A 22,099-nucleotide genomic window follows, 5' to 3' on the forward strand; every position below is an offset into this window, starting at 1 on the left:
ATGTGTTTGCAAGGAGAAACAAAGGTCGTCTGAAAACCCATATCCGCTTTCAGACGACCTTTTTGTCCTTTTACTTGTGTTTGTAAAAACGGCTGTGGAAATAAGCATTCACACCTTCGCGCAGCAGGACCAAGGTTACGGCGGCAAGCGGCAAGCCGGCGAGCATGCCGACAAAGCCCATTAGTTGTCCGAAAGCCATCAATGAGAAAATTACCCAGAAAGGCGACAGGCCGATGCGGTCGCCGACGATTTTTGGGGTAACGATAAAACTCTCGAGGAATTGTCCGATAGCGAACACTACCCACACCATAATCAGACCGTTCCATGTGCCAAATTGCAGCAAAGCGGCGACGGTTGCCAGCAAAAGTCCGGTAAATGCACCCAAATACGGGATAAACACCAAAATACCGGCAATCATGCCGATAGCGAAGCCGGAATCCAGTCCGACCAACATCAGCCCGACCCCGTACACCAGCCCCATAATCAGCATTACCATCAACTGTCCGCGCAGGAACTCGCCCAAAACTTCATCCATATTGCTGGTGATGCGCGTATAAGTGTCGATAAAGCGGCGCGGCACCAACGCGCTGATGCCGTAAGACCAGCGTTTCCAGTCCAAAAGGAAATAATACAGCAAGAGCGGCAACAGTATCAGGTTGCTCATGCCGCTGATGACGTTGCCGCTTTGGCGCATCAGCGTCGGCATCCAAGCCTTGAGCGTGTTGCTCAATTCGCCCGTATGCGACTGCAACCATTTGACCACCGAATCCTGATCGATATGCACATAATTGCCCGCCACATGGTTCAGCCAAGGCAGCAGCCTGTTTTGCGTAAAATCGACGATTTGGGGAATGCGGCTGACCATATTGTTAAACTGGTTGATCAGCATAGGCACGATAATCAGCATCAGCGACAGCAGCAACAGCAAAGCGAATACCATCACCATCATGGACGCGGGGCCGCGTTTAATCCGTTTTTTCTGCAACCATTCCACCAGCGGATTCAACACATAAGCCAATACCGCCGCCACAATAAACGGCGTCAGGATGTCGCCCAGCGCGTACAGCAGCCAAACAAAAGCCGCAATCACGCAGCCCATAATGATCCACGGCTTCATGCCGCGCGTTTTTTTCTGATACATAAAACCTTTCCATGTGTGTTTCAGCGGAAGCCGCCGCAATCGTTTTCAGACGACCCCTGACCGTCCAGTATAACAGAATAAACGGGGTCGTCTGAAACCTCAGATTGTTTACAAAATCACCGAAAAATCCAAGCCCGCGCCTGCAAAATAAGGTAAAATACGCCCCATCGTTTTTCCGTCCCAATCACGATAAGGAACCCATTCATGAGCACTTCATTGAGCTACCGCGACGCAGGCGTCGACATTGACGCCGGCGATCAACTGGTCGAAAACATCAAACCTTTTGCCAAACGCACCATGCGTCCCGAAGTGTTGGGTGATTTGGGCGGCTTCGGCGCATTGGTCGAAATCAGCAAAAAATACAAAAATCCCGTCCTCGTCAGCGGCACCGACGGCGTAGGCACCAAGCTCAAACTCGCCTTCGATTGGGACAAACACGACACCGTCGGCATCGACCTCGTCGCCATGAGCGTCAACGATATTTTGGTTCAAGGCGCAGAGCCTTTGTTCTTCCTCGACTATTTCGCCTGCGGCAAACTCGATGTCGCCCGTGCTACCGACGTGATTAAAGGCATCGCCCAAGGCTGCGAAGAATCCGGCTGCGCCCTTATCGGAGGCGAAACCGCCGAAATGCCCGGCATGTATCCCGAAGGCGAATACGACTTGGCAGGCTTCGCCGTCGGCGTGGTCGAAAAAGAGCGCGTCATCAACGGCCGCAGCATCAAAGCAGGCGATATCGTGTTGGGCTTGGCTTCCAACGGCGCGCATTCCAACGGCTACTCCCTCGTCCGCAAAATCATCGCGCGCGATAATCCCGATTTGGACGCCGAGTTCGACAACGGCAAAACCTTGCGCGAGACCATCATCGCCCCGACCCGCCTGTATGTTAAACCCATCCTTGCCGCTTTGGAAAAATTCACCATCAAAGGCATGGCGCACATCACCGGCGGCGGCATCACCGAAAACGTGCCGCGTATCCTGCCTGAAAACACCGTCGCCCAAATCGACGCCAAAGCATGGGAATTGCCCAAGCTGTTCCAATGGCTGCAACAGGCAGGCAATGTGGAAACGCAAGAAATGTACCGCACCTTCAACTGCGGCATCGGCATGGTGGTCGTGATTGCCGAAGAAGATGCCGACGCGGTGCGGGCATTCTTAACCGAACAAGGCGAAACGGTTTACCGCTTGGGCGTTATCCGCAAACGCAGCGGCGACGAACATCAGACACAAGTGGCTTAAATCACAAGCCTGAATTTAAATAAAAGGTCGTCCGAAATTAATTTCAGACGACCTTACTGTACGGTTTGATCTTTATATGGTTTACTAAGTTTATGTGCTTTCTAGATTTTTCAATAATTGACCAGCTTCTTCCTTAGAGATTTCAGTAATATAATCGCTCTTGATAGCAAACTTAAGTAATTCTATTATCTTATGATAATCCCTCTTGTTTTTCCTATTAATTAAGAATTTTGCATAATCAAGAGCTGCATCTCCATCATTTAATTCTAATATTGCTTTATTCCACCAAAATTTAGCCTGCCTTATATTACCTAAACCGGCATAAAGTGATGCAATATTAGAACATACCCCACCACTTTTCCCTTCATATTGCCAACTTTTTCTATACCATTTAAGTGCCAAAAGTGGATTTTTTTGAACCCCATATCCAAGATCATATAAAACTGCTAAATTATTATAACAATTAACATCTCCTTGCAAAGCTCCGTTCTTCAAAAAATAAAAAGCTTTTTGATAATCTTCATGTTCAAGAAAATAACTAGCTTGTAAAAAATCATCAGTATGATAATCGTCATTACACATAGAACCCATCCTTAACATTTTATTTTTAGGCGGCAGCATTATAAGAAAGAGCCCATTATCGTGTTCGATGTCAGCGATGACCTCGTTGTCACTATAAATCGCGCCAGTCGGTATCGGGCAATCCGTTTCGGGTGCTCTCTTCCTTGCTCGACACTTTCCATTGGTGTTGGACGATGAGTCAGCCGTTTGCGTCGTAGTCGAATCAGGTGATGCTTTGGCTGTTGGTTGCGCGGACGAGGTTGCCTTCAAGTCGTATCAGTAAACGGTTTCCTGAACCTTGTCGCCACTGTCGCGGGCGAGGGTGTGGATTAAGCGTCCCAATATATCGCGTTTGAATTCAGTAATCCCAGTGGGGTTTGGGCTTCGAGGTCGTCTGAAAAGCGGAAAACGCATCTGTGCGTACCGCACACACTCTACGTCGGGATTGGGTGCATACGGACCACTAATTACCCTATATTTATATTTCTCATTATTTATTAAAATACTGTAACTGATTCGACTTTGTTATTTTCAAACCAAAATATCGCTCTAATATCATCACAATCTACGCTATCATATTTATCTAAAACTAAAGAATCATAACCAAAAATTTTTTTTATTTCTTCAATATCCTTGCCAATTAAATTTATATCTTTGTAAAAAAGATTATTTTTTATTTCCATTCCTGCAAATTGGCTATTTTTTTTCAAAGTAAATTAATGATTTAATTCCATTTTCTTCAAAAATAAAAGAGTCATAAATATCTTCATTTTCTGAAAAAATATTTGCATTTAACTCATCTAATATTTTCTTATAATCAAGATAAATTTTATCAAAATACAATTCATTAATTTTAATTGTAGGGATCCAATTCCATTTTTTTGTTTTCATCATCTTCTATTATCTTTCATGTGATATAATTCACCTTTCTCATTTATTCTCTTTGGGTGTTTTAAAAATTTTCTTAAATTTGCAGATAAAATTATATAAAATAAATATATTTATAAAAAGGCTAGTTGATCCGTAAGTAAAGTGTATTATTCTTCGATAAAAGATATTATCAACAGTAGGATTCAGGTTTAGTCCAAAATAAGTAATAATATCTTCTTCAATAATGGACCATGGAAGTGTTATAGTAATATTAATTAATTCTAAAATCCAAGGGCTTATTATAAATAAGATTATATATATATAAATAAATATAATAAAAAATATTTAAAGATTTTCATAAAATTACCGGTTTGTAGATGTTTTTAATGGTTTTATTGGTAGATAGTGGATTTTGGCAAGTTCAGGTCCCAACGCTTTATAGAAAAATCAGGATGAAGAATTAGGATCATGTTGGATATTTTTAGATGTATTCATAAGAGTGTCATCGCACCTTACCATACAGTTATATTTTTCTAATTCTGAATATGAGAATTGTTCCCTACATTTAACATAGCAAATATCATGTTGTCTACAATCTATATCCAATACTCCCATTGGTTCGACATAATATCCATTATTTTCTCGAAGTTTACTGTATTTTTCTTCCATCTTTGTCCAGTCTGGTCCACATCAATTCCCATAATATCTAAACCAATCTAATGTATCTATCTATTTCGTAGTATCCGGTACAAAAGCATAAAAATTAATATCTCAAAATAACCTAATCGGATACTGACCCCAAACCGGTCTGCATCAGGTTCGTAATACCTGAAGAGGTTGTAATATAGCCCTGATTCACGGTCGGCATACTGGTTTTGCAGGCGGAAGGGTTGATAATTGATATCCGTTACCTTGATTTCCTCTTTCAGATGACCTTTGCTGCCTTGCTCAGAGGGGGGACAATTCAACCTAAAGGATCAAGTTCGTAGTGGCTGACGAGTCTACCTTGAATACGCTAGATTTAGCGATGCAGTTCATCTCGTTCGGTGTCGGTGATAACGGGTGATTTGATTGTTTTCGTTGTTGTTGAAGTAGGAGGAGGTATAGGGAAAGATTGTCTGGCAATTGATTTCAGACGATCTTGGTGTTTATTGGGTCTCGACCCAATCTACGGCTACTATTAGGTTATAAAGAAGATTCTAAATATAAATAAGCAGGCTATTACATCTAAAAACAAGCAAATTATAACAAATAATAATAATTGAATAGTTTGGTTTTTTGCTATCAATGATGCTAAGCATTTTGATAAAAAAATAATACTTAAACTTAAAAAGTAATAGAATAGAGTCTCTAATATTCCTGAAATATAATTGCTTATATTTATATCATAATTATTTAGAATGAAACTAATAAGTCCTTTCAGTTCCCTGGTTAAGAACAAAATAAATAATAGGTTTAAAAATGACGAGATAAGTAACTTCAACATAGTATTTTATAAGGAAACACAACGTTGTTTACACAACAGGTTGAGAAAATAAGCCGGTAAGACCTCAAAAGGTGTATCTCCTTTCAAGCTCTTCTGTGGCTTTACCGTATTATAAAAATTCATAAAGCGGCACAACTCCTTTTTCCAATGTTCCGAATCTCTAAAGGAAAATTTATCATGCCAAATCTCTATCAAGATGAGAACACTCGATCTAACCTACAGCTTAAATCAATATTTGCAACTTTCGAGATTAACTCAAGCGACAATATCTACGCTTACTTGGCGGTTACCCATCCCTGCGAATATTACCGTAATTCTTTAATAAGACATTTATAAACTCTTCTCCAAACTCTTTTATTAATACCTTCTCCATAGCCTTAAATCTTTCAATGTCTACAAACCAATCTCGATCCATCATATTGAATAATCTTATAGATTCTTTTTTTGAGCTTTGAAATGCAAAAACGCCCCAATTAATAGGTATATCCTGAACCGCAACCCAATTTAAATCAGTATCTGCCATAATAACTCCACTGTTACCATAATCATTCAGACTGCCTGTTATTCTTTGTATATTTTTTATTAAATTATCATGTTCAAGAATCCAGTTTTCCACAATAATATTAAAATCACAATCTAAAACATTAACTTGCTTATTAAAGCCACCTAAATCTAATAAGTCAGAAAATTCCTCAAGAAACTCTAAATCCATTCCAAGCCCAAAATCAAAGAACAAAAAAGTATCATAATTTGGTATTAAAAAATTGTTGGGTAAAGAAAAATTCTTCCCAATAAAAATATCATATATTTTTTTCATAAACATTTCCTTTGTAACTATTTTTAAATCTAATTTTAATTCGCCGTCTTGATCCATTGCGGAAAACCATTGCTGATAGCCGACTGATTTCCATCCATACCTCCTCCAGTATTTTTTGGATAAAAATTATAGAGAAGGTCGTCTGAAAATTGATTTTAGACGATCTTGATGTTTTGTTGGGTCTAGACCCAACCTTGTATATAGGAACTCCCGTATCATAGCAACAAACCGCCCGGCCGCCGCCCGCATCCGACCAAGGCAAACAACCGTTGCGTAGCTCAGGGAGCAGCCGGGCAACCCATCGACACAACCGGACAGTTGCCAGACAACACAACCGAATGCAAGGCAGGTTTATGATGAGTACCCAATACCATTACGCAGGCATCGACATCGCCAAACGAAACTTCGTCATCGCCGTTTCGTCTTTGTCTAAAACCAAAACCGAAACCAACAACCCAAAAGGTATCGCCCATACCGTCGAATACCTTAAAAAACACAACGTCGCCCTCGTCGTGATGGAAAGCACCGGCGGTCTCGAAATCCCCGCCGCCAAAGCCATCCACCGTGCAGGCATTGCCGTGATTATCGCCAACCCGCGTCAGACGCATCAGTTTGCCCAATCGCAGTCGCTGACCAAAACCGACGCCAAAGATGCCAAAATGCTCGCCTTCTTCGCGCAGATGACGGCACAGAAAGAGGATTGGCAAACCATGCTCTACCACCCGCCCACCGAAGCGGAAGAAGTGTTGGAAGCATTGGTTAACCGCCGCAACCAACTGGTGGATATGCGGACTGCCGAGAAAAACCGTCTGCATCAGGTTCACGAAACACAAGTCGAAAGCGTCAAACAACTGATTGCCCATTTTGACCGGCTGATTGACGAATTGGACAAACAAATCGACGACCACACCCACACGCATTTTGACGGCAAAGCCAAAGTGGCAGAGCAAATCAAAGGCATCGGTTCGATAACGACGGCTACGCTGATGGCGATGCTGCCCGAATTGGGGCGGCTGAACCACAAACGGATAGCGAGCCTGGTCGGTATTGCGCCGCACCCGAGGGAGAGCGGCGAAACCAAATTCAAAAGCCGCTGCTTCGGCGGAAGGTCTGCGGTGCGTAAGGCGCTGTATATGGCTACCGTGGTAGCGACACGTTTTGAACCGCTTATTCGGGATTTCTACCAGCGCCTGCTGTCCAAGGGTAAGCCGTATAAGGTTGCCGTTACGGCATGTATGCGCAAACTGCTGACGATATTGAATGCCCGGATGCGTGATTACTTTGCCGAAAATGGTATCCAAACGGCTTGATTTGAGTTTTTGTATTTTTGCCCGACGGGGTGAAAAATACAGTTGCTACGCTTGCTTGCTACGAATATTACCGTAATTGCTTAATAAGATATTTATAAACTCCTCTCCAAACTCTCTTATTAATACCTTCTCCATAGACTTAAATCTTTCAATGTCCACAAACCAATCTCTATTCATCATATGGAATAATCTTATAGATTCTTTTTTTGAGCTTTGAAATGCAAAAACACCCCAATTAACAGGTATATCCTGAACCGCAACCCAATTTAAATCAGTATCTGCCATGATAATTCCATTATCATCATTAATGTCCACATAACCTATTATTCTTTTTATATATTTCAATAAATCATCATGCTTAAGAATCCAGTTATCTACAATAATATTAAAATCATAATCAAAAACATTAACTTGCTTATTAAAGCCACCTAAATCTAACAAGTCAGAAAAATATTCAAGAAACTCTGGCTCCATTCCAAGCCCAAAATCAAAGAACAAAAAAGTATCATAGTTTGATGTTAAAAAATTGTTAGGTAAACAAAAATGCTGTCCAATAAAAATATCATTTATTTTTTTCATAAACATTTCCTTTGTAATTATTTTGTAAATCTAATTTTAATTCGCCGTCTTGATCCATTGCGGAAAGCCATTGCTGATAGCCGACCAATTTCCATCCATACTTCCTCCAGTATTGTTTGGATAAAAATGATAGAGAAGGTCGTCTGAAAATTGATTTTATATGACCTGGCATTTTTTGGGTCTCGATCCAACCTACGCTTGCTGAAAACACCGTTCGGCGGTTTCAGACGACCTTTTTACACTTCATATTTTTACACTTTATAAATAATTTGGAGTAAGAAGCCGCGTGCGTGCCTTGGGACACGCACTCTACATATAGGTTATGGTTTGCTAGGGGGGGCACTCAAGGTTTGTTATTCATACCAAATACCATTTCCATCACTTCCATAGTCAGGATTGAGAAGCAAGAAATTAACAATATCCGATATTAGTAATGGAGAGGATAAGTCATCATATTTTTTTATTATATGTGATGCTTTTCCATTGGAATAATCACAAATAACTCCTCCCTTTTTTACGATGTTAACCATTACATCCTTTAATATTTCAATAATCTCGCAATTTGATAATTCAAGAAAATCATCTTGTATGCCGGCCTTGGTTCTCCATAGCCAAACTTCATCATCTAATATTTCGTTACTCCTTTTATCAATATAATCATTTAAATCGCGGTATCCTTTAGCTTTTAACTTTTTATCAATATATATATGTTCTCTAGTATTATGCATAATAAAAATCTCCTAATGTTATATCATTTTTGATGGATTTTAAAATTTCGTGGAAGCCTTTTGACATTGAAATCCAGTGTTTCACCATGTCTTGACGAGTGCCTAATGCCAAATTTATCTCCATTTGGTAATCCTGCCCAGGTTGTCGTACTCGAACCGGGTTGTGCCCGTCCGCTGGTCGGTGCTGTGGGTCAGGTTGCCGGTGCGGTCGTAGCCGTAGCTGCGTTTGACGGCGGTTTGGCCATAGCCCGCCGCTACTTTGGTTTTGCCTTTGCCGCCTTCGGTCAGATCGTTGAGGGTGGCGATTTGCCGTTTCAGACGACCCAAGGGATCGAGTTCGTAGCGGCTGGCGAGTTTACCCTGTGTGCGGTAGATTTCGCGGTGCAGCTTATCGCGTTCGATGTCGGTGATGACTTCGTCGTCGAGGCTGATTTGGTGCAGGTGGCCGCTGCCATAATACAGGTAGTTGATCTGTCTGCCGTCGGGCAGGACGGTGGCGGTACGGTTGCCGTTGAAGTCGTAGTGGTAGCGGACGGTTTCGGTAACGGGCAGGTACAGCATATCGTACTGCGCATCGCGCCAGTCGGTGTCGGGCAAACCGTTTCGGGCGTTCTCTTCCTTAGTCGGCACCTTCCATTGGTGCTGGGCGATGAGTTGGCCGTTGTCGTTGTAGTCGAAGCAGGTGATGCTGTGGCGGTTGGCGGCGCGGACGAGGTTGCCGTTCGGGTCGTATTGGTAAGCGGTTTCCTGAACCTTGTCGTTATCGCGGGCAAGGGTGTGGATCAGTCGTCCCAATACATCGCGTTTGAACTCGGTCATCCGCAGCGGGGTTTGGCTGTCGAGGCCGTCTGAAAGCGGAGCGGCGTCTTTTTTGGGGACGGGCTGTCCGCCCAGCTGCGCCATCAGTTTGGCGGCGAGGGAGGCGTCGTCGCCGAATTCGCGCTGCTCGACCAGCTCGTGAAAAAGCAGCCTGCACTTTTTCAGGTAGCCTGAAGGGAGTGCGTGGGCAGCACATACCCACCCTGCGTTGGGACTGGGGTTGTTTGAACAGAAACCGTGTGCGTGCGTACCGCACGCACCCTACGTCGGGATTGGAGGTTTCATGCGGGCTACGGCTTGCTTTATTGATCAATAGTAAATGTTTTAATATATTTTTTAATATTTATTCTTTTCCTTTTTGAATAAAATCCAAAAGAGTAATCAAAATAATTAACTAATTCCTGCATAAATAAATGACTACATTCATTTTCATTCAAATATTTTTGCAATTTTCCACTCGTCTTTTCAAAAATCAAGTTCATGTAATTAAATAAAATCATATACGAAACAAATTTATTTTCAGTTAACTTGCCCTCTTGTAACACAAGGGGTAACAAATTAAATATTTTATCAACCCTCACTCTTTTGTATACATCACTTTCACTATGGTAGATAAAGTTTTTATAATGGCAAAATTTTAAATATCTATCATCTATCAAACTATTAAAAAATACATTTTCTAATTTTAATCCGTCTTCTAAAAAATCTATTAAATCTATATAAAAAGATTTAATGCTTGATAACAACTTCATTTTTTTATCATCTTTTCTTTTAAGCTCCATCGATGAAATTATTTTTACAAACGGAATAAGATTGTTTCTACCAAGCTTAAAGCATAAAACCCCGTTTTGAAGTTTTATACTACTAATTGACTCATAGTACAAATGAGAGTTATATAACAAATAAAATATGTAACTTTGCCTAATTCTATTATTTAAGTTGGAATTACATGTATCGGATAGTTGGTACAAGGCGAGCGCTTTGTTGTCAAATACTGTTTTATTGTGGAAGCTATGAGTATCAATATAAAAAATCATTATTAATGAAGATAGTATGTTGTACAAGTGCTCCTCATTGTTATCATTAAGTTTAAAGCATTCTGAAGAAAATTTTGTTTTTGTTGATATAAATTTGATAATATCTCGAACAAAGTGCTTCTCTCCTGAATCATTTATGTGAAAACATAAATGATAGGCTCCTCCATTATCTTGAACATATCCATACTCTTCTATGTTTTGATTATTTCTATACCTGTCAAAATTTAACCTAGGATTTTGATATATATAAAAAAACATATAAATTATATTGGATATTTTCACGTTATCTCCTTCTCATTCCTGTTTCTATTTTAACAATGTGCGCATTTAATTTATCTATTAAATTACGCCTAATTCCCTTTGCTCCTTGTTCGTTGGATTTGACTAAAACTCCGCCAGGACAAGCTGTTTCTTTACCGTCAACATCTTCAATATTGGTAACTGAATCTAATATCTTTGCTCCTTCATCATCAAGAGTAATTTTAACGAAGTAATTTTCTGAGCTAGGATTCCACGGAACAGGTTTAATAGAAAGATCTGCTACCCAAATAGGTCTTTTTGAACGTTTTCCATTTTTGTCTATTATAGGTACTAGCCCCTTTTCCTTTTTTATAGCTTCCATTTCTTCTTTACATAAACACCTCTGTATTTGACGTGCCTTTCTTTGACGTGCCAAGCCATAAGGATCAATCCAACCGGTAACATTTTCTGCAAACTGATAAAAATTCTCCTCACCTATCAATCCAATTGGAACCTGATCCTAATTCACAAACCGACCCGTATCAGACTCATAATACCTGAAGAAGTTGTAATGCAGCCCCGTCTCACGGTCGGCATACTGGTTCTGTAATCGGAACGGTTGATAAGCGCTATCTGTTACCTTGGTTTCCTCTTTCAGACGACCCCAGCCAGTGTAGTTGCCGAACCACAGCAAATTACCGTCTTTGTCTGTCATCTCGCGCGGGATGCCGATGTGGTCGCAGTGGAAATAGTGGGTTTGTTGGCGGCTTTCTCCTTCTTCGTTGGTCCGGTTATGTACCTGTGCCAGCGGTTCGTAGCCGTCGGGCTCGGTGTAGATATAAGTATACCTTCCGTCCGGGCGGACTTCCTGCAGCAAATGGCTACCGTCCCAAACGAATCCGGTGGCATCTTCGAGGCTGCCTGAAATTTCTTCGTTTTTCAGACGGCCTTTGCCTATCCTTCTGCCCAAGGCGTCGTAGCTGTACGCCCAAGTCTCTTTCGTGCCGTCTTTTTTGAAGATTTCGGCTTTAACCAGTTGGTCGTGCAGGTCGTAGAAATAGTTCTGCACTTCGCCGTCGGCCAGTTCGCGGTGGATGAGGTTGCCGAGGTCGTCGTAGTAATAGGTCGTGCCGTTGTAGGTTTTCAGGCGGTTGTCGGTGACGGCATTGAGATCGTCTGAGAAGCAGAAACAGCATGATTACCGCACCCACGCTACGTCGGGATTGGAGGTTTCATGCGGGCTACGGCTTGCTACGATTAATGAGAAGATGCTCATGAGAATATATACATTTGATTCCTTGTTTTATAGTGGCAATTAAACCACTAATTTTTTTATTAGATTTAGTAAATAATGGATTTTCCCAATCATAATTTTTAATTACATAAACTTTGAATTTTCCATTTTTACCGGTAGTGGAATACCATCCAACATCTAAAATATATTTTTCATTAAAGAACTGTACTTGTAATAAATCTTCCTCAAATTCAAGTTTGTAGATTAATTCATTAGTGTTATTAAATAGCCAAAATAAATTTTCATAAGTAATAATGCCATCTTTAAAATCAATGTCATGTTCCATTCCAATTTGCCCCTAATCTCATTAAGTGTTCTTCTTTTTGTAATTGGATGTCCATGTATTACCCCTCCCCCTGAGAACATTCAGCTCGTATGTATGGTGTATATATGCCGTCTGATGCACCAATAATTTTTCCAGCATCATATACTCTAACTCTATTTGGCCTCGTAGTGGTATTGGTGTGCTGCCCCAGCGCATCGGTGTGGCTGAGCAGACGGCCCAAACCGTCGCGTTCCATCAGGTTGGTGTTGCCGTCAGCAAACACCCGTTTGGTCAACTCGTTGTTGTCGTCGTAATGATATTGCTCGTCCGCCACATTACCGAAGTTCAGCGAGAACACCCGACCGTTGCCGTCGATGACGTATTGCGGCAGACCGGTCAGCGGGTGATAGACGAAACGCTGGTGGTTGCCGTTGGCGTCTTCCACCGCCACCAGCGGGAAGAGGGTGGAATCTTCATCCGAACCGTCTTCTGCGACCACCAAAGGCGCAAAACGCAGAACTATCGAACTAATCAGAGAAGCACCCGTCCGGGCTCTTTGCTGAACCAGATCTGTTCGCTCTCGAACAATACCGGTTCCGCATCATCTTCATCGACTTCCAGCAGCGGGAACAAACGGCCCTGATCGTCAATATAGGCCAATCCCGCCGCATCACGGATAAATGCGCTGGCAACCCGGCACGCTCCAGCCCTCGCCGAGCCAGCCGGTACCGTCTTGGTCGGAATAATAGCTGCGGCTCCAGACCAACGGCAGCGGCCTTACAGGCAATACAGGGTTTGGGCGGCAGTTTCTTTTTGAATTTGTTGTTCATGTGGAACATATCGCCGGCGCGAATGATGTGGCGTTTGCGGATTTTAACCGAAGAAGAATGCATCATCGGCCAGGCAGGTTTTGTGGCGGTGCGGGAAAGTATGCCCTTGCGGCCCGGAAGGGCGGGTTCGTCACCGGTGGTGCGGTTGGTTTTACTGGCCTTGAAGACGAAGGCGGGCTTGCGGTTGAGGCGGACGTCTTTGGCGACGGTCTTGGCACCGCCCAGGTCGGCGAAGAGCGGGAAGGGGATGGGTGTGACAGGAGGAGCAGGAGGGGGCGCCCAACAGAAATCGGGGAGGATAAAGACGACATTGAAGTCACTGCTTTTACGGGCGATTTTATTGAATGCCATGGCGGCTTGCTCCTGTTACGGGGATGGGGTCGTCTGAAAAGCAGAACCCGTGTGCGTGCGTACTGCACACACCTAACATCAGAATTGAAGGTTTGTGCGGGGCTACTGTTTGCTTTGAATGTGCAGGCTGCTTTTGAACTATTTTGTGGCATTGAAAAGCAGCCTGCACTTTTTCAGGTAGCCTAAAGGGGACGCTCACCCTGCGTTGAGACTGAGGTCGTTTGAACAGAAACCGCGTGCGTGCGTTCCGCACACACCCTACGTCGGGATTGGAGGTTTCATGCGGGCTACGGCTTGCTTACAGGAGAGGCAGACGTTCTGGTTGAGGCGTTTGCTGAACTTGCCGTTCATATGGAAGAAATCGCCGGTACGCACGATCTTGTGCTTATGGATGCGCACCGAAGAGCTGTGCTGCTTGGACCAGGCCTTGGCCCCGACCATGCGGGAGATGACCCCTTTGCGCCCCCCGGGCTGGTCGCCGAAGGTGCGGGGGGCGGCGGAGGCATCGTGTACGAATGCCGGTTTGCCGTTGAGGTGGACCTTTTTGGCGGTTTTTTGTGCGGAGCCGAGGTTGGTGGAGAGGGGGAAGGGGACGGGGGGAACGACCCAGGGGACGAAGCAGAAGTCGGGGACGATGGAGACGACGGCATATCCGCTGTCGCGACGGGCGATTTTTTGGACAGACATGGGGGCTCCGGGGGAAGACGGGGGCGTCTGGAAAGGCTACCTGAAAAACAGTAGGTAAGACTTCAAAGGGTGTGGGGCTGAAAACCACGTATGGGCAGGACGCTGCTCCCTACGCTTGCTACAATTCACTATATTTTATTTTCCATTACCCTAAAAATTTAGATAGTGGTGATTTTACAATTGGAGGGTATGCAATCAAATAATAATCTAACGGGGTTAAGTTGTTTTTATTTTTTATATGGCCATTCGCCTTATTCTGTATGAGTAATTCTAGAACATCAAATCTATCTTTATTTTCTCGTAATTCCATCAGTGCATAGTGTAAGGAAGTATTTCCGTTAAAATCAGTTAAATTTGGATTAGCTCCATGTTTTAGTAAAATATTAACTTTTACTGGATTTGCTGATTTTGCAGCTAGCATTAAAGGAGTTATTCCATCATTATCTTGGGAGTCAATATGATTTGTATTACTTACTAATTTTTGAAAAATATAGTATTCAAATTTTAACTCGTGATGTGTATTATTGTACATATAATTATCATACGCTAATAAATGTAAGGCAATTCCATCATTTAAAGGTATGTTTACATCAATATTACCAGTGTCAAGTAAAATATTTATATAATATAAGAAATGCATGCGGCAACAGTATTCAAAAAATGTTTCCTGGTCTCCTATAATTATAGAATTTATATCTAATCCAGATTTTATTGCCATAAGTAAGAGTTCTGGTTGCTCCTCGAACAATAATTCATCAATATCATAATTAATCATTGATACTCCTCACATAGTTGATAGTTTCATCATAAACATAGAAGCACTGGCGGCTTCACCAACTGGCCCATCAAATGGCGATAATGCTAATCCCACAGTAAGCGCTCCTAAACCAACTAGAGTAGCGTAATCTCCCATAGAATTTTCTCTGGGGATATGTTTAGGTACCCCTTTATGCGCATTGCTGGTATGAGCACAGGATAGGTTCCTCCAACATTTTCCATTTCCTTTATCTCTATCTTTACATTTTTCATTATATAATCTAATACATGATCTCAATCCATTTTGTAGGTCTTTAATCTCTTTGTGATGCCCATATGGAGAGGTAACTCTCCCACCTCGCATAGGAAATCCTCCCCTTGAATCTCCAATGGGGTCATATTTTCTAAATTCATGATCAATATGCTGATTAAATTTCATAATACTTGCCATAATTTCAGGGCATGTACTATCTTTAGTACATTTAATTTTTTCTAGTCCTAATGGATCAAGCCAAATCACTGCATTCGGCGCAAACTGATACAAATTCTCCCCACCCATCAACCCGATCGGATCCTGATTTACAAACCGACCCGCATCAGGCTCATAGTACCTGAGGAAGTTGTAATACAGCCCCGTTTCACGGTCGGCGTATTGGTTCTGCAAGCGGAAAGGTTGGTATGCACTATCCGTTACTCGGGTTTCCTCTTTCAGACGACCCCAGCCGGTATAGTTGCCGAACCACAGCAAATTGCCATCCTTATCGGTCATCTCACGCGGGATGCCGATTTGGTCGCAGTGGAAGTAGCGGGTTTGTTGGCGGTTTTCGCCGTCTTCGGTTGTCCAGTCGCGGACTTGTGCCAGCGGTTCGTAGGACTCTTGATCGGTGTAGATATAGGTATACCTGCCGTCCAAGTGGATTTCTTGCAGCAGATGGCTGCCGTTCCAAACGAAGCGGGTGTGGTTGCCGAGGTCGTCTGAAACTTCTTCGTTTTTCAGACGGCCTTTGCCTATCCTTCTGCCCAAGGCGTCGTAGGTGTACGCCCAAGTTTCTTTCGTGCCGTCTTTTTTGAAGATTTCCGCTTTAACCAGTTGGTCATGCAGGTCGTAGAAATAGTTCTGCATCTCGCCGTCGGCCAGTTCGCGGTGGATGAGGTTGCCGAGGTCGTCGTAGTAGTAGGTCGTGCCGTTGTAGGTTTTCAGGCGGTTGTCGGTGATGACGGAGCGGCCGTCTGAAAGCGGCGCAGTTGCTTTGCCCTCTCCCCGACCCTCTCCCACGGGAGAGGGGGCAGGGTATGGTTTGACCTTTTCCGTCGGGATGTCGAGGATATTGTGCGCGGGGTCGAAGGCGAACCGTTCGTTGCCGGCTTGGGTAATCCTGCCCAGTTTGTCGTACTCGAACTGCGTCGTGCCCGTCCGTTGGTCGGTGCTGTGGGTCAGGTTGCCGGTGCGGTCGTAGCCGTAGCTGCGTTTGACGGCGGTTTGGGCATAGCCCGCTGCGACTTTGGTTTTGCCTTTGCCGCCTTCGGTCAGGTCGTTGAGGGTGGCGATTTGCCTTTTCAGACGACCTAAGGGGTCGAGTTCGTAGCGGCTGGCGAGCTTACCCTGTGTGCGGAAGATTTCACGGTGCAGCTGATCGCGTTCGATGTCGGTGATGACTTCGTCGTCGAGGCTGATTTGGTGCAGGTGGCCGCTGCCGTAATACAGGCAGTTGATCTGTCTGCCGTCGGGCAGGACGGTGGCGGTACGGTTGCCGTTGAAGTCGTAGTGGTAGCGGACGGTTTCGGTAACGGGCAGGTACAGCATATCGTACTGCGCATCGCGCCAGTCGGTTTCGGGCAGGCCGTTTCGAGCGTTCTCTTCTTTGCTCGGCACCTTCCATTGGTGCTGGGCGATGAGTTGGCCGTTTTCGTTGTAATCGAAGCAGGTGATGCTGTGGCGGTTGGCGGCGCGGACGAGGTTGCCGTCCAAGTCGTATTGGTAAGCGGTTTCCTGAACCTTGTCGTTATCGCGGGCAAGGGTGTGGATTAAGCGTCCCAATACATCGCGTTTGAACTCGGTAATCCGCAGCGGGGTTTGGTTGTCGAGGCCGTCTGAAAGCGGAGCGGCATCTTTTTTGGGGACGGGCTGTCCGCCCAGCTGCGCCATCAGTTTGGCGGCGAGGGTGGCGTCGTCGCCGAATTCGCGCTGCTCGACCAGCTCGTTGCCGGCGTTGTAACGGTAGCCGGTCAGCTTATGGTCGAAGCCGCTTTCGGCAATCAGGCGGTCGAGGACGTCGTAGGCAAAGCGGTAGCGCGCACCGTTTTCATTGGTGAGGCCGATTAGGCGGCGGGCTTTGTCGTAATGGTAGCCGAAGGTGTGTCCCAAGGCATTGGTGCGTCGGGTCGGCAGGCCGTCTTGGCCGTATTCGTAGGCGCTTTGGGCTTAGATTGCTATTGAAGAAATATTTCAGACGACCTCGAAAAAGGATTGAGGTCGTCTGAAAAGCAGAAACCGCGACACCCTACGTCGGGATTGGAGGTTTTACGCCGGATATGGCTTGCTTACTGGGTAGAAAATTAATTTACTATTCATTTGGATTAAATAGGTTAAAGAAATCTTCCACTGTATTTGCAATTTTTCTCCATTGTAAAACTCCATCATCCCAATAAATAATTTCAGGAATGTTACAGTTGGTAAAATCCATGCAAAATGGGCAATCTGAGCCATCGGTGGCAAAGCATAGGGAATTTTCTAAAGAGTATCCTCCCCCAAGATAATATTTTAATTCATTATCAGATAATTTATGTTGTGTATGGTAATCTTCATCCACATCAAAATACGTTAACATCTCTGCACCTTCAGCATAAATCTGCTCTTTAGAGATGAAGATTGTGCCTAACTCAGTGTCCAATGGATTTTCAAATTGATCATAATTTCTTTTCAATGAACCACCATTTTTAAATTTTTTTACAAGTTGAAAATAAATTTCAGGAATTTTCATAAATAAACCTCTTTATTTTATCGAATAAAACCAAACATCTTCTCAAATTCATCGCCAATCCATTTTTGAGATTTTGCATATTGAATGGCTTTTTTAATAGCCTTTTTGCACCCCTCATCATCAGGAAACAAATCTTGAATATCTTTAATATCTAATGCAAATCGTTCTTCAAAATTTAAAATTGCGTCGTCTTTCATGGTTTTTTTCCCTCTACCTGCAAATGTACGTGTCTTTTTATGCCCTTCTTTTGTCATCAGGATTGATGGTCCATCTGATCTTGAAATATTTTCATTTTTCAAGAAAGCATTTTGCGGCATATGATGACCAACTGTTTTTGTATTTTTCTTTTTGTCCATATCTCTGAAGGAACCACCATCTAGACATACACATAGACCAAGTACGTCAATCCATACTTGCGCATTGAGCGCAAACTCATATAAATTGGTTATGTTGCTTGCCAGTCCAATCGGATCCTGATTCACAAACTGACCCGCATCAGGTTCATAATACCTGAAAAAGTTGTAATGCAGCCCCGTCTCACGGTCGGCGTACTGGTTTTGCAGGCGGAAGGGTTGGTATGCAGTATCTGTTACTCTGGTTTCTTCTTTCAGACGACCCCAGCCGGTGTAGTTGCCGAACCATAAGAGGTTGCCGTCTTTATCGGTCATTTCACGCGGGATGCCGATTTGGTCGCAGTGGAAGTAGCGGGTTTGTTGGCGGTTTTCGTCGTCTTCGGTTGTCCAATCGCGGACTTGCGCCAGCGGTTCGTAGGAATCCGGGTCGGTATAGATATAGGTATACCTGCCGTCCGGGTGGATTTCTTGCAGCAAATGGCTGCCGTCCCAGACGAAGCGGGTTTGGTTTTCGAGGTCGTTCCCGCTTAAATTATGCGGGAATGACGTTTCTGAAACTTCCTGACTGGTTTTCAGACGACCCTTACCCATCCTTCTGCCCAAGGCATCGTAGCTGTACGCCCAAGTTTCTTTCGTGCCGTCTTTCTTGAAGATTTCCGCTTTAACCAGTTGGTCGTGCAGGTCGTAGAAATAGTTCTGCACTTCGCCGTCGGCCAGTTCTCGGTGGATCAGGTTGCCGAGGTCGTCGTAGTAATAGGTCGTGCCGTTGTAGGTTTTCAGGCGGTTGTCGGTGATGACGGAGCGGTTGTCTGAAAGCGGCGCGGTCGTTTTGCCCTCTCCCCGACCCTCTCCCACGGGAGAGGGGGTAGGGTATGGTTTGACCTTTTCCGTCGGGATGTCGAGGATATTGTGCGCAGGGTCGAAGGCGAACAGTTCGCTGCCGGCTTGGGTAATCCTGCCCAGTTTGTCGTACTCGAAATGCGTCGTGCCCGTCCGCTGGTCGGTGCTGTGGGTCAGGTTGCCGGTGCGGTCGTAGCCGTAGCTGCGTTTGACGGCGGTTTGATTATAACCCGCCGCTGCTTTGGTTTTGCCTTTGCCGCCTTCCGTCAGGTCGTTGAGGGTGGCGATTTGCCGTTTCAGACGACCCAGGGGATCGAGTTCGTAGCGGCTGGCGAGCTTACCCTGTGTGCGGTAGATTTCGCGGTGCAGCTGATCGCGTTCGATGTCGGTGATGACTTCGTCGTCGAGACTGATTTGGTGCAGGTGGCCGCTGCCGTAATACAGGTAGTTGATTTGTCTGCCGTCGGGCAGGACGGTGGCGGTACGGTTACCGTTGAAATCGTAGTGGTAGCGGACGGTTTCGGTAACGGGCAGGTACAGCATGTCGTACTGCGCATCGCGCCAGTCGGTTTCGGGCAGGCCGTTTCGGGCGTTCTCTTCCTTGCTCGGCACTTTCCATTGGTGCTGGGCGATGAGTTGACCGTTGCCGTTGTAGTCGAAGCAGGTAAAGGTTACTTATAGGGCAAGGTCGTCTGAAAATTGATTTCAGACGACCTTATTAGGCTGTTGGGTCTAGACCCAACCTACGCTTGCTTAATAAGTCATTGGAACAAGAAACCATGTGCGTGCCTTAGGGGGCACGCTCTACATACGGGTTATACGACTTGCTTATAGGTGTTGGGTCTAGACCCAACTAAGTTTGTTACGGCTCGCGAAGTCCCTTGTTATATTTATTTAGCATTTGCATATGAGTATTTAAAGTTAGCGAAATTTATTATCAAATCAATATCATTATCAAAGCAAATAATATGCTGATATCTTTTTGTTTGCTGATTCCATTTTAATTCATGAACCAACAGGTCATTTTGTGAATACTGATTGTTAAAAATTTCAAAAGGTATTTTCTCAAAAAAGGCATCATAATAATTTAAAATTAAAACACTTTCCCAATTAGCCAATAAAAAGCTTAATTCGATGCTACTATTCATATTTTCTTCAGTTTTCAGGTCTCGGGAAATTTTAAAATCCTGAAGCCAAGAGTCATGAAGAGTTTCTTTTCCTCGAAGTTGATATTTTTTTTCATCGGAAAAAAAATTGTAAATATAAGGATTTATTTCATCTCTTATATCGTCTAAATAACGAAAATACCTATCAAATTTAGTAATACCAAGGTCGTTTTGATATATTAGCTTTGTCATGTTTTTAGCACTCAGTTTGTAAAATTAAATATATTTAGTTAATCTGGCATTAATAGTTGCATGAATTTCTTAAGTTTATTGCCTTTTATGTTAGCTGTCCCTTTTGGAGGAACCGCACCTATTCTTCGTCCAGTATCAACAGCAATACCTCTACAAGAATTTTCTACAGAATCAGGGATTCCCTCCGGTTTTCCTTTTTTGCCATGTTTATTAAACCATTCATCTGGGCCATATATACCCACTTCTTTTCCTTTAGGGTCATATACATGTATTTCAAAACTTGATTTTTTTCCACTATCAAATATATCGAGGGCACCCGTATAACCTTTTCCTAAATTGAAAGTTTTACGATTTGCTAACCCCAACGGATCAACCCAGTCTTGAACATTCGGCGCAAACTGATAAACGTTAAAGCCGCCTTCCAACCCAATCGGATCCTGATTCACAAACCGACCCGCATCAGGCTCGTAATACCTGAAGAAGTTGTAATGTAACCCTGTTTCACGGTCGGCATATTGGTTTTGCAGGCGGAACGGTTGGTAAGCGCTATCCGTTACCTTGGTTTCCTCTTTCAGACGACCCCAGCCGGTGTAGTTGCCGAACCACAGCAAATTGCCGTCCTTATCGGTCATCTCCCTAGGGATGCCGATTTGGTCGCCGTGGAAGTAGTGGGTCTGTTGGCGGCTTTCGCCGTCTTCGGTTGTCCAATCGCGGACTTGCGCCAGCGGTTCGTAGGAATCTGGGTCGGTATAGATATAGGTATACCTGCCGTCCGGGTGGATTTCTTGCAGCAAATGGCTGCCGTCCCAAACGAAACGGGTTTGGTTTTCGAGGTCGTCTGAAACTTCTTCGTTTTTCAGACGGCCTTTGCCTATCCTTCTGCCCAAGGCGTCGTAGGCGTACGACCAAGTTTCTTTCGTGCCGTCTTTTTTGAAGATTTCGGCTTTAACCAGTTGGTCATGCAGATCGTAGAAATAGTTCTGCACTTCGCCGTTTGCCAGTTCGCGGTGGATGAGGTTGCCGAAGTTGTCGTAGTAGTAGGTCGTGCCGTTGTAGGTTTTCAGACGGTTGTCGGGTACGGTATTGAGGTCGTCTGAAAGGATATTGTGCGCGGGGTCGAAGGCGAACAGTTCGCTGCCGGCTTGGGTAATCCTGCCCAGTTTGTCGTACTCGAACTGGGTTGTGCCCGTCCGCTGGTCGGTGCTGTGGGTCAGGTTGCCGGTGCGGTCGTAGCCGTAGCTGCGTTTGACGGCGGTTTGGCCATAACCCGACGCTACTTTGGTTTTGCCTTTGCCGCCTTCCGTCAGGTCGTTGAGGGTGGCGATTTGTTTTTTCAGACGACCTAAGGGGTCAAGTTCGTAACGGCTGGCGAGTTTACCTTGTGTGCGGAAGATTTCGCGGTGCAGCTTATCGCGTTCGATGTCGGTGATGACTTCGTCGTCGAGGCTGATTTGGTGCAGGTGGCCGCTGCCATAATACAGGTAGTTGATCTGTCTGCCGTCGGGCAGGACGGTGGCGGTACGGTTGCCGTTGAAGTCGTAGTGGTAGCGGACGGTT

The 22,099-nt window shown here is 44.3% G+C and carries 25 protein-coding genes and 1 pseudogene; 2 read left to right on the plus strand and 24 right to left on the minus strand.

What is annotated here, in order from left to right; genetic code table 11:
• Positions 1-70: 70 nt before the first annotated feature.
• Positions 71-1,141 (minus strand): AI-2E family transporter, encoded by a 1,071-nt coding sequence (locus AAG834_RS04240; protein ID WP_342031358.1) that lies wholly within the window; start codon positions 1,139-1,141, stop codon positions 71-73.
• 204 nt (positions 1,142-1,345) lie between these two features.
• Here AAG834_RS04240 and purM point away from each other — a divergent pair, with 204 nt between their 5' ends.
• Positions 1,346-2,380 (plus strand): phosphoribosylformylglycinamidine cyclo-ligase, encoded by a 1,035-nt coding sequence (gene purM / locus AAG834_RS04245; RefSeq protein WP_070513067.1) that lies wholly within the window; start codon positions 1,346-1,348, stop codon positions 2,378-2,380.
• A gap of 90 nt (positions 2,381-2,470) precedes the next feature.
• On the opposite strand, the gene AAG834_RS04250 is transcribed toward purM, so the two are convergent.
• The 7 genes and pseudogenes from AAG834_RS04250 to AAG834_RS04275 all read right to left on the minus strand — a co-directional run bounded on the left by AAG834_RS04250 (position 2,471) and on the right by AAG834_RS04275 (position 6,114).
• Complete coding sequence (locus AAG834_RS04250) at positions 2,471-2,962, minus strand: tetratricopeptide repeat protein (RefSeq protein WP_342031359.1); 492 nt, start codon at positions 2,960-2,962, stop codon at positions 2,471-2,473.
• A 255-nt stretch (positions 2,963-3,217) separates the two neighbouring features.
• Positions 3,218-3,355 carry a hypothetical protein gene (locus AAG834_RS13785; RefSeq protein ID WP_415771459.1) on the minus strand — a complete coding sequence of 46 codons (138 nt, stop codon included), beginning with the start codon at positions 3,353-3,355 and terminating at the stop codon, positions 3,218-3,220.
• An 83-nt stretch (positions 3,356-3,438) separates the two neighbouring features.
• Positions 3,439-3,651 carry a hypothetical protein gene (locus AAG834_RS04260; RefSeq protein ID WP_342031360.1) on the minus strand — a complete coding sequence of 71 codons (213 nt, stop codon included), beginning with the start codon at positions 3,649-3,651 and terminating at the stop codon, positions 3,439-3,441.
• On the minus strand, positions 3,638-3,835 hold the full coding sequence (locus AAG834_RS04265; RefSeq protein ID WP_342031361.1) for a hypothetical protein: 198 nt from the start codon (positions 3,833-3,835) through the stop codon (positions 3,638-3,640). The genes AAG834_RS04260 and AAG834_RS04265 overlap by 14 nt, the downstream gene beginning before the upstream one ends.
• A gap of 701 nt (positions 3,836-4,536) precedes the next feature.
• Positions 4,537-4,779, minus strand: coding sequence for an RHS repeat-associated core domain-containing protein (locus AAG834_RS04270; RefSeq protein ID WP_246830416.1), 243 nt, complete (start codon positions 4,777-4,779; stop codon positions 4,537-4,539).
• Between the two features lie 546 nt (positions 4,780-5,325).
• Positions 5,326-5,492: pseudogene (locus AAG834_RS13790) on the minus strand (IS481 family transposase); the annotation flags it as partial.
• 91 nt (positions 5,493-5,583) lie between these two features.
• On the minus strand, positions 5,584-6,114 hold the full coding sequence (locus AAG834_RS04275) for a hypothetical protein (RefSeq protein ID WP_342031362.1): 531 nt from the start codon (positions 6,112-6,114) through the stop codon (positions 5,584-5,586).
• 338 nt (positions 6,115-6,452) lie between these two features.
• On the opposite strand from AAG834_RS04275, the gene AAG834_RS04280 reads away from it, so the two are divergent.
• On the plus strand, positions 6,453-7,424 hold the full coding sequence (locus AAG834_RS04280) for an IS110 family transposase (protein ID WP_446740442.1): 972 nt from the start codon (positions 6,453-6,455) through the stop codon (positions 7,422-7,424).
• Positions 7,425-7,469: 45 nt separating this feature from the next.
• Here AAG834_RS04280 and AAG834_RS04285 read toward each other — a convergent pair whose 3' ends face one another.
• The 16 genes from AAG834_RS04285 to AAG834_RS04365 form a co-directional block, all read right to left on the minus strand.
• A complete protein-coding gene (locus AAG834_RS04285) occupies positions 7,470-8,003 on the minus strand; it encodes a hypothetical protein (RefSeq protein WP_342031363.1) in 534 nt (177 codons plus the stop codon).
• A gap of 353 nt (positions 8,004-8,356) precedes the next feature.
• Entirely contained in the window at positions 8,357-8,731 is a 375-nt protein-coding gene (locus AAG834_RS04290; protein ID WP_342031364.1) for a hypothetical protein, read from the minus strand.
• Between the two features lie 114 nt (positions 8,732-8,845).
• Positions 8,846-9,634, minus strand: coding sequence for an RHS repeat protein (locus AAG834_RS04295; RefSeq protein WP_446740443.1), 789 nt, complete (start codon positions 9,632-9,634; stop codon positions 8,846-8,848).
• 218 nt (positions 9,635-9,852) lie between these two features.
• A complete protein-coding gene (locus AAG834_RS04300; RefSeq protein WP_006888701.1) occupies positions 9,853-10,869 on the minus strand; it encodes a hypothetical protein in 1,017 nt (338 codons plus the stop codon).
• Between the two features lies 1 nt (position 10,870).
• The gene (locus AAG834_RS04305) at positions 10,871-11,329 is read right to left on the minus strand and encodes a hypothetical protein (RefSeq protein WP_342031365.1); all 459 of its coding nucleotides are present in this window, start codon (positions 11,327-11,329) and stop codon (positions 10,871-10,873) included.
• A gap of 18 nt (positions 11,330-11,347) precedes the next feature.
• A complete protein-coding gene (locus AAG834_RS04310; RefSeq protein ID WP_446740444.1) occupies positions 11,348-11,896 on the minus strand; it encodes an RHS repeat domain-containing protein in 549 nt (182 codons plus the stop codon).
• Positions 11,897-12,068: 172 nt separating this feature from the next.
• Positions 12,069-12,407, minus strand: a complete 339-nt coding sequence (locus AAG834_RS04315) for a hypothetical protein (protein WP_023134258.1) — start codon at positions 12,405-12,407, stop codon at positions 12,069-12,071.
• Between the two features lie 58 nt (positions 12,408-12,465).
• Positions 12,466-12,888 (minus strand): RHS repeat domain-containing protein, encoded by a 423-nt coding sequence (locus tag AAG834_RS04320; protein ID WP_342031366.1) that lies wholly within the window; start codon positions 12,886-12,888, stop codon positions 12,466-12,468.
• A gap of 25 nt (positions 12,889-12,913) precedes the next feature.
• Complete coding sequence (locus AAG834_RS13795) at positions 12,914-13,567, minus strand: PAAR-like domain-containing protein (RefSeq protein ID WP_446740445.1); 654 nt, start codon at positions 13,565-13,567, stop codon at positions 12,914-12,916.
• 258 nt (positions 13,568-13,825) lie between these two features.
• Positions 13,826-14,254: a PAAR-like domain-containing protein gene (locus AAG834_RS04335; RefSeq protein WP_342031367.1), complete on the minus strand. Its 429-nt coding sequence runs from the start codon at positions 14,252-14,254 to the stop codon at positions 13,826-13,828.
• Positions 14,255-14,399: 145 nt separating this feature from the next.
• Positions 14,400-15,029 carry an ankyrin repeat domain-containing protein gene (locus AAG834_RS04340; RefSeq protein WP_342031368.1) on the minus strand — a complete coding sequence of 210 codons (630 nt, stop codon included), beginning with the start codon at positions 15,027-15,029 and terminating at the stop codon, positions 14,400-14,402.
• A 9-nt stretch (positions 15,030-15,038) separates the two neighbouring features.
• On the minus strand, positions 15,039-17,156 hold the full coding sequence (locus AAG834_RS04345; protein WP_342031377.1) for an RHS repeat-associated core domain-containing protein: 2,118 nt from the start codon (positions 17,154-17,156) through the stop codon (positions 15,039-15,041).
• 418 nt (positions 17,157-17,574) lie between these two features.
• Positions 17,575-17,991 (minus strand): SMI1/KNR4 family protein, encoded by a 417-nt coding sequence (locus tag AAG834_RS04350; RefSeq protein ID WP_342031369.1) that lies wholly within the window; start codon positions 17,989-17,991, stop codon positions 17,575-17,577.
• 17 nt (positions 17,992-18,008) lie between these two features.
• Entirely contained in the window at positions 18,009-19,796 is a 1,788-nt protein-coding gene (locus AAG834_RS04355) for an RHS repeat-associated core domain-containing protein (protein WP_342031370.1), read from the minus strand.
• A gap of 278 nt (positions 19,797-20,074) precedes the next feature.
• Positions 20,075-20,542 (minus strand): hypothetical protein, encoded by a 468-nt coding sequence (locus AAG834_RS04360; RefSeq protein WP_342031371.1) that lies wholly within the window; start codon positions 20,540-20,542, stop codon positions 20,075-20,077.
• Between the two features lie 38 nt (positions 20,543-20,580).
• On the minus strand, positions 20,581-22,099 hold a 1,519-nt coding region (locus tag AAG834_RS04365), incomplete at its 5' end, for an RHS repeat-associated core domain-containing protein (protein ID WP_342031372.1).

Source organism: Neisseria sp. Marseille-Q2251 (genome assembly GCF_940793045.1).
In the GTDB taxonomy this organism is placed as follows: domain Bacteria; phylum Pseudomonadota; class Gammaproteobacteria; order Burkholderiales; family Neisseriaceae; genus Neisseria.

What these genes read in the sequence shown, in the direction of transcription:
- AAG834_RS04345 (WP_342031377.1), bottom strand. Translation starts at nt 17,156, where the DNA reads ATGGCGCAGCTGGGCGGACAGCCCGTCCCCAAAAAAGATGCCGCTCCG.
- AAG834_RS04315 (WP_023134258.1), bottom strand. Translation starts at nt 12,407, where the DNA reads ATGGAACATGACATTGATTTTAAAGATGGCATTATTACTTATGAAAAT.
- AAG834_RS04280 (WP_446740442.1), top strand. Translation starts at nt 6,453, where the DNA reads ATGCAAGGCAGGTTTATGATGAGTACCCAATACCATTACGCAGGCATC.
- AAG834_RS04350 (WP_342031369.1), bottom strand. Translation starts at nt 17,991, where the DNA reads ATGAAAATTCCTGAAATTTATTTTCAACTTGTAAAAAAATTTAAAAAT.
- AAG834_RS04335 (WP_342031367.1), bottom strand. Translation starts at nt 14,254, where the DNA reads ATGTCTGTCCAAAAAATCGCCCGTCGCGACAGCGGATATGCCGTCGTC.
- AAG834_RS13795 (WP_446740445.1), bottom strand. Translation starts at nt 13,567, where the DNA reads ATGGCATTCAATAAAATCGCCCGTAAAAGCAGTGACTTCAATGTCGTC.
- AAG834_RS04290 (WP_342031364.1), bottom strand. Translation starts at nt 8,731, where the DNA reads ATGCATAATACTAGAGAACATATATATATTGATAAAAAGTTAAAAGCT.
- AAG834_RS04285 (WP_342031363.1), bottom strand. Translation starts at nt 8,003, where the DNA reads ATGAAAAAAATAAATGATATTTTTATTGGACAGCATTTTTGTTTACCT.
- AAG834_RS04360 (WP_342031371.1), bottom strand. Translation starts at nt 20,542, where the DNA reads ATGACAAAGCTAATATATCAAAACGACCTTGGTATTACTAAATTTGAT.
- AAG834_RS04340 (WP_342031368.1), bottom strand. Translation starts at nt 15,029, where the DNA reads ATGATTAATTATGATATTGATGAATTATTGTTCGAGGAGCAACCAGAA.
- AAG834_RS04275 (WP_342031362.1), bottom strand. Translation starts at nt 6,114, where the DNA reads ATGAAAAAAATATATGATATTTTTATTGGGAAGAATTTTTCTTTACCC.
- AAG834_RS13785 (WP_415771459.1), bottom strand. Translation starts at nt 3,355, where the DNA reads ATGCGTTTTCCGCTTTTCAGACGACCTCGAAGCCCAAACCCCACTGGG.
- purM (WP_070513067.1), top strand. Translation starts at nt 1,346, where the DNA reads ATGAGCACTTCATTGAGCTACCGCGACGCAGGCGTCGACATTGACGCC.
- AAG834_RS04250 (WP_342031359.1), bottom strand. Translation starts at nt 2,962, where the DNA reads ATGTGTAATGACGATTATCATACTGATGATTTTTTACAAGCTAGTTAT.
- AAG834_RS04240 (WP_342031358.1), bottom strand. Translation starts at nt 1,141, where the DNA reads ATGTATCAGAAAAAAACGCGCGGCATGAAGCCGTGGATCATTATGGGC.
- AAG834_RS04265 (WP_342031361.1), bottom strand. Translation starts at nt 3,835, where the DNA reads ATGATGAAAACAAAAAAATGGAATTGGATCCCTACAATTAAAATTAAT.
- AAG834_RS04295 (WP_446740443.1), bottom strand. Translation starts at nt 9,634, where the DNA reads ATGGCGCAGCTGGGCGGACAGCCCGTCCCCAAAAAAGACGCCGCTCCG.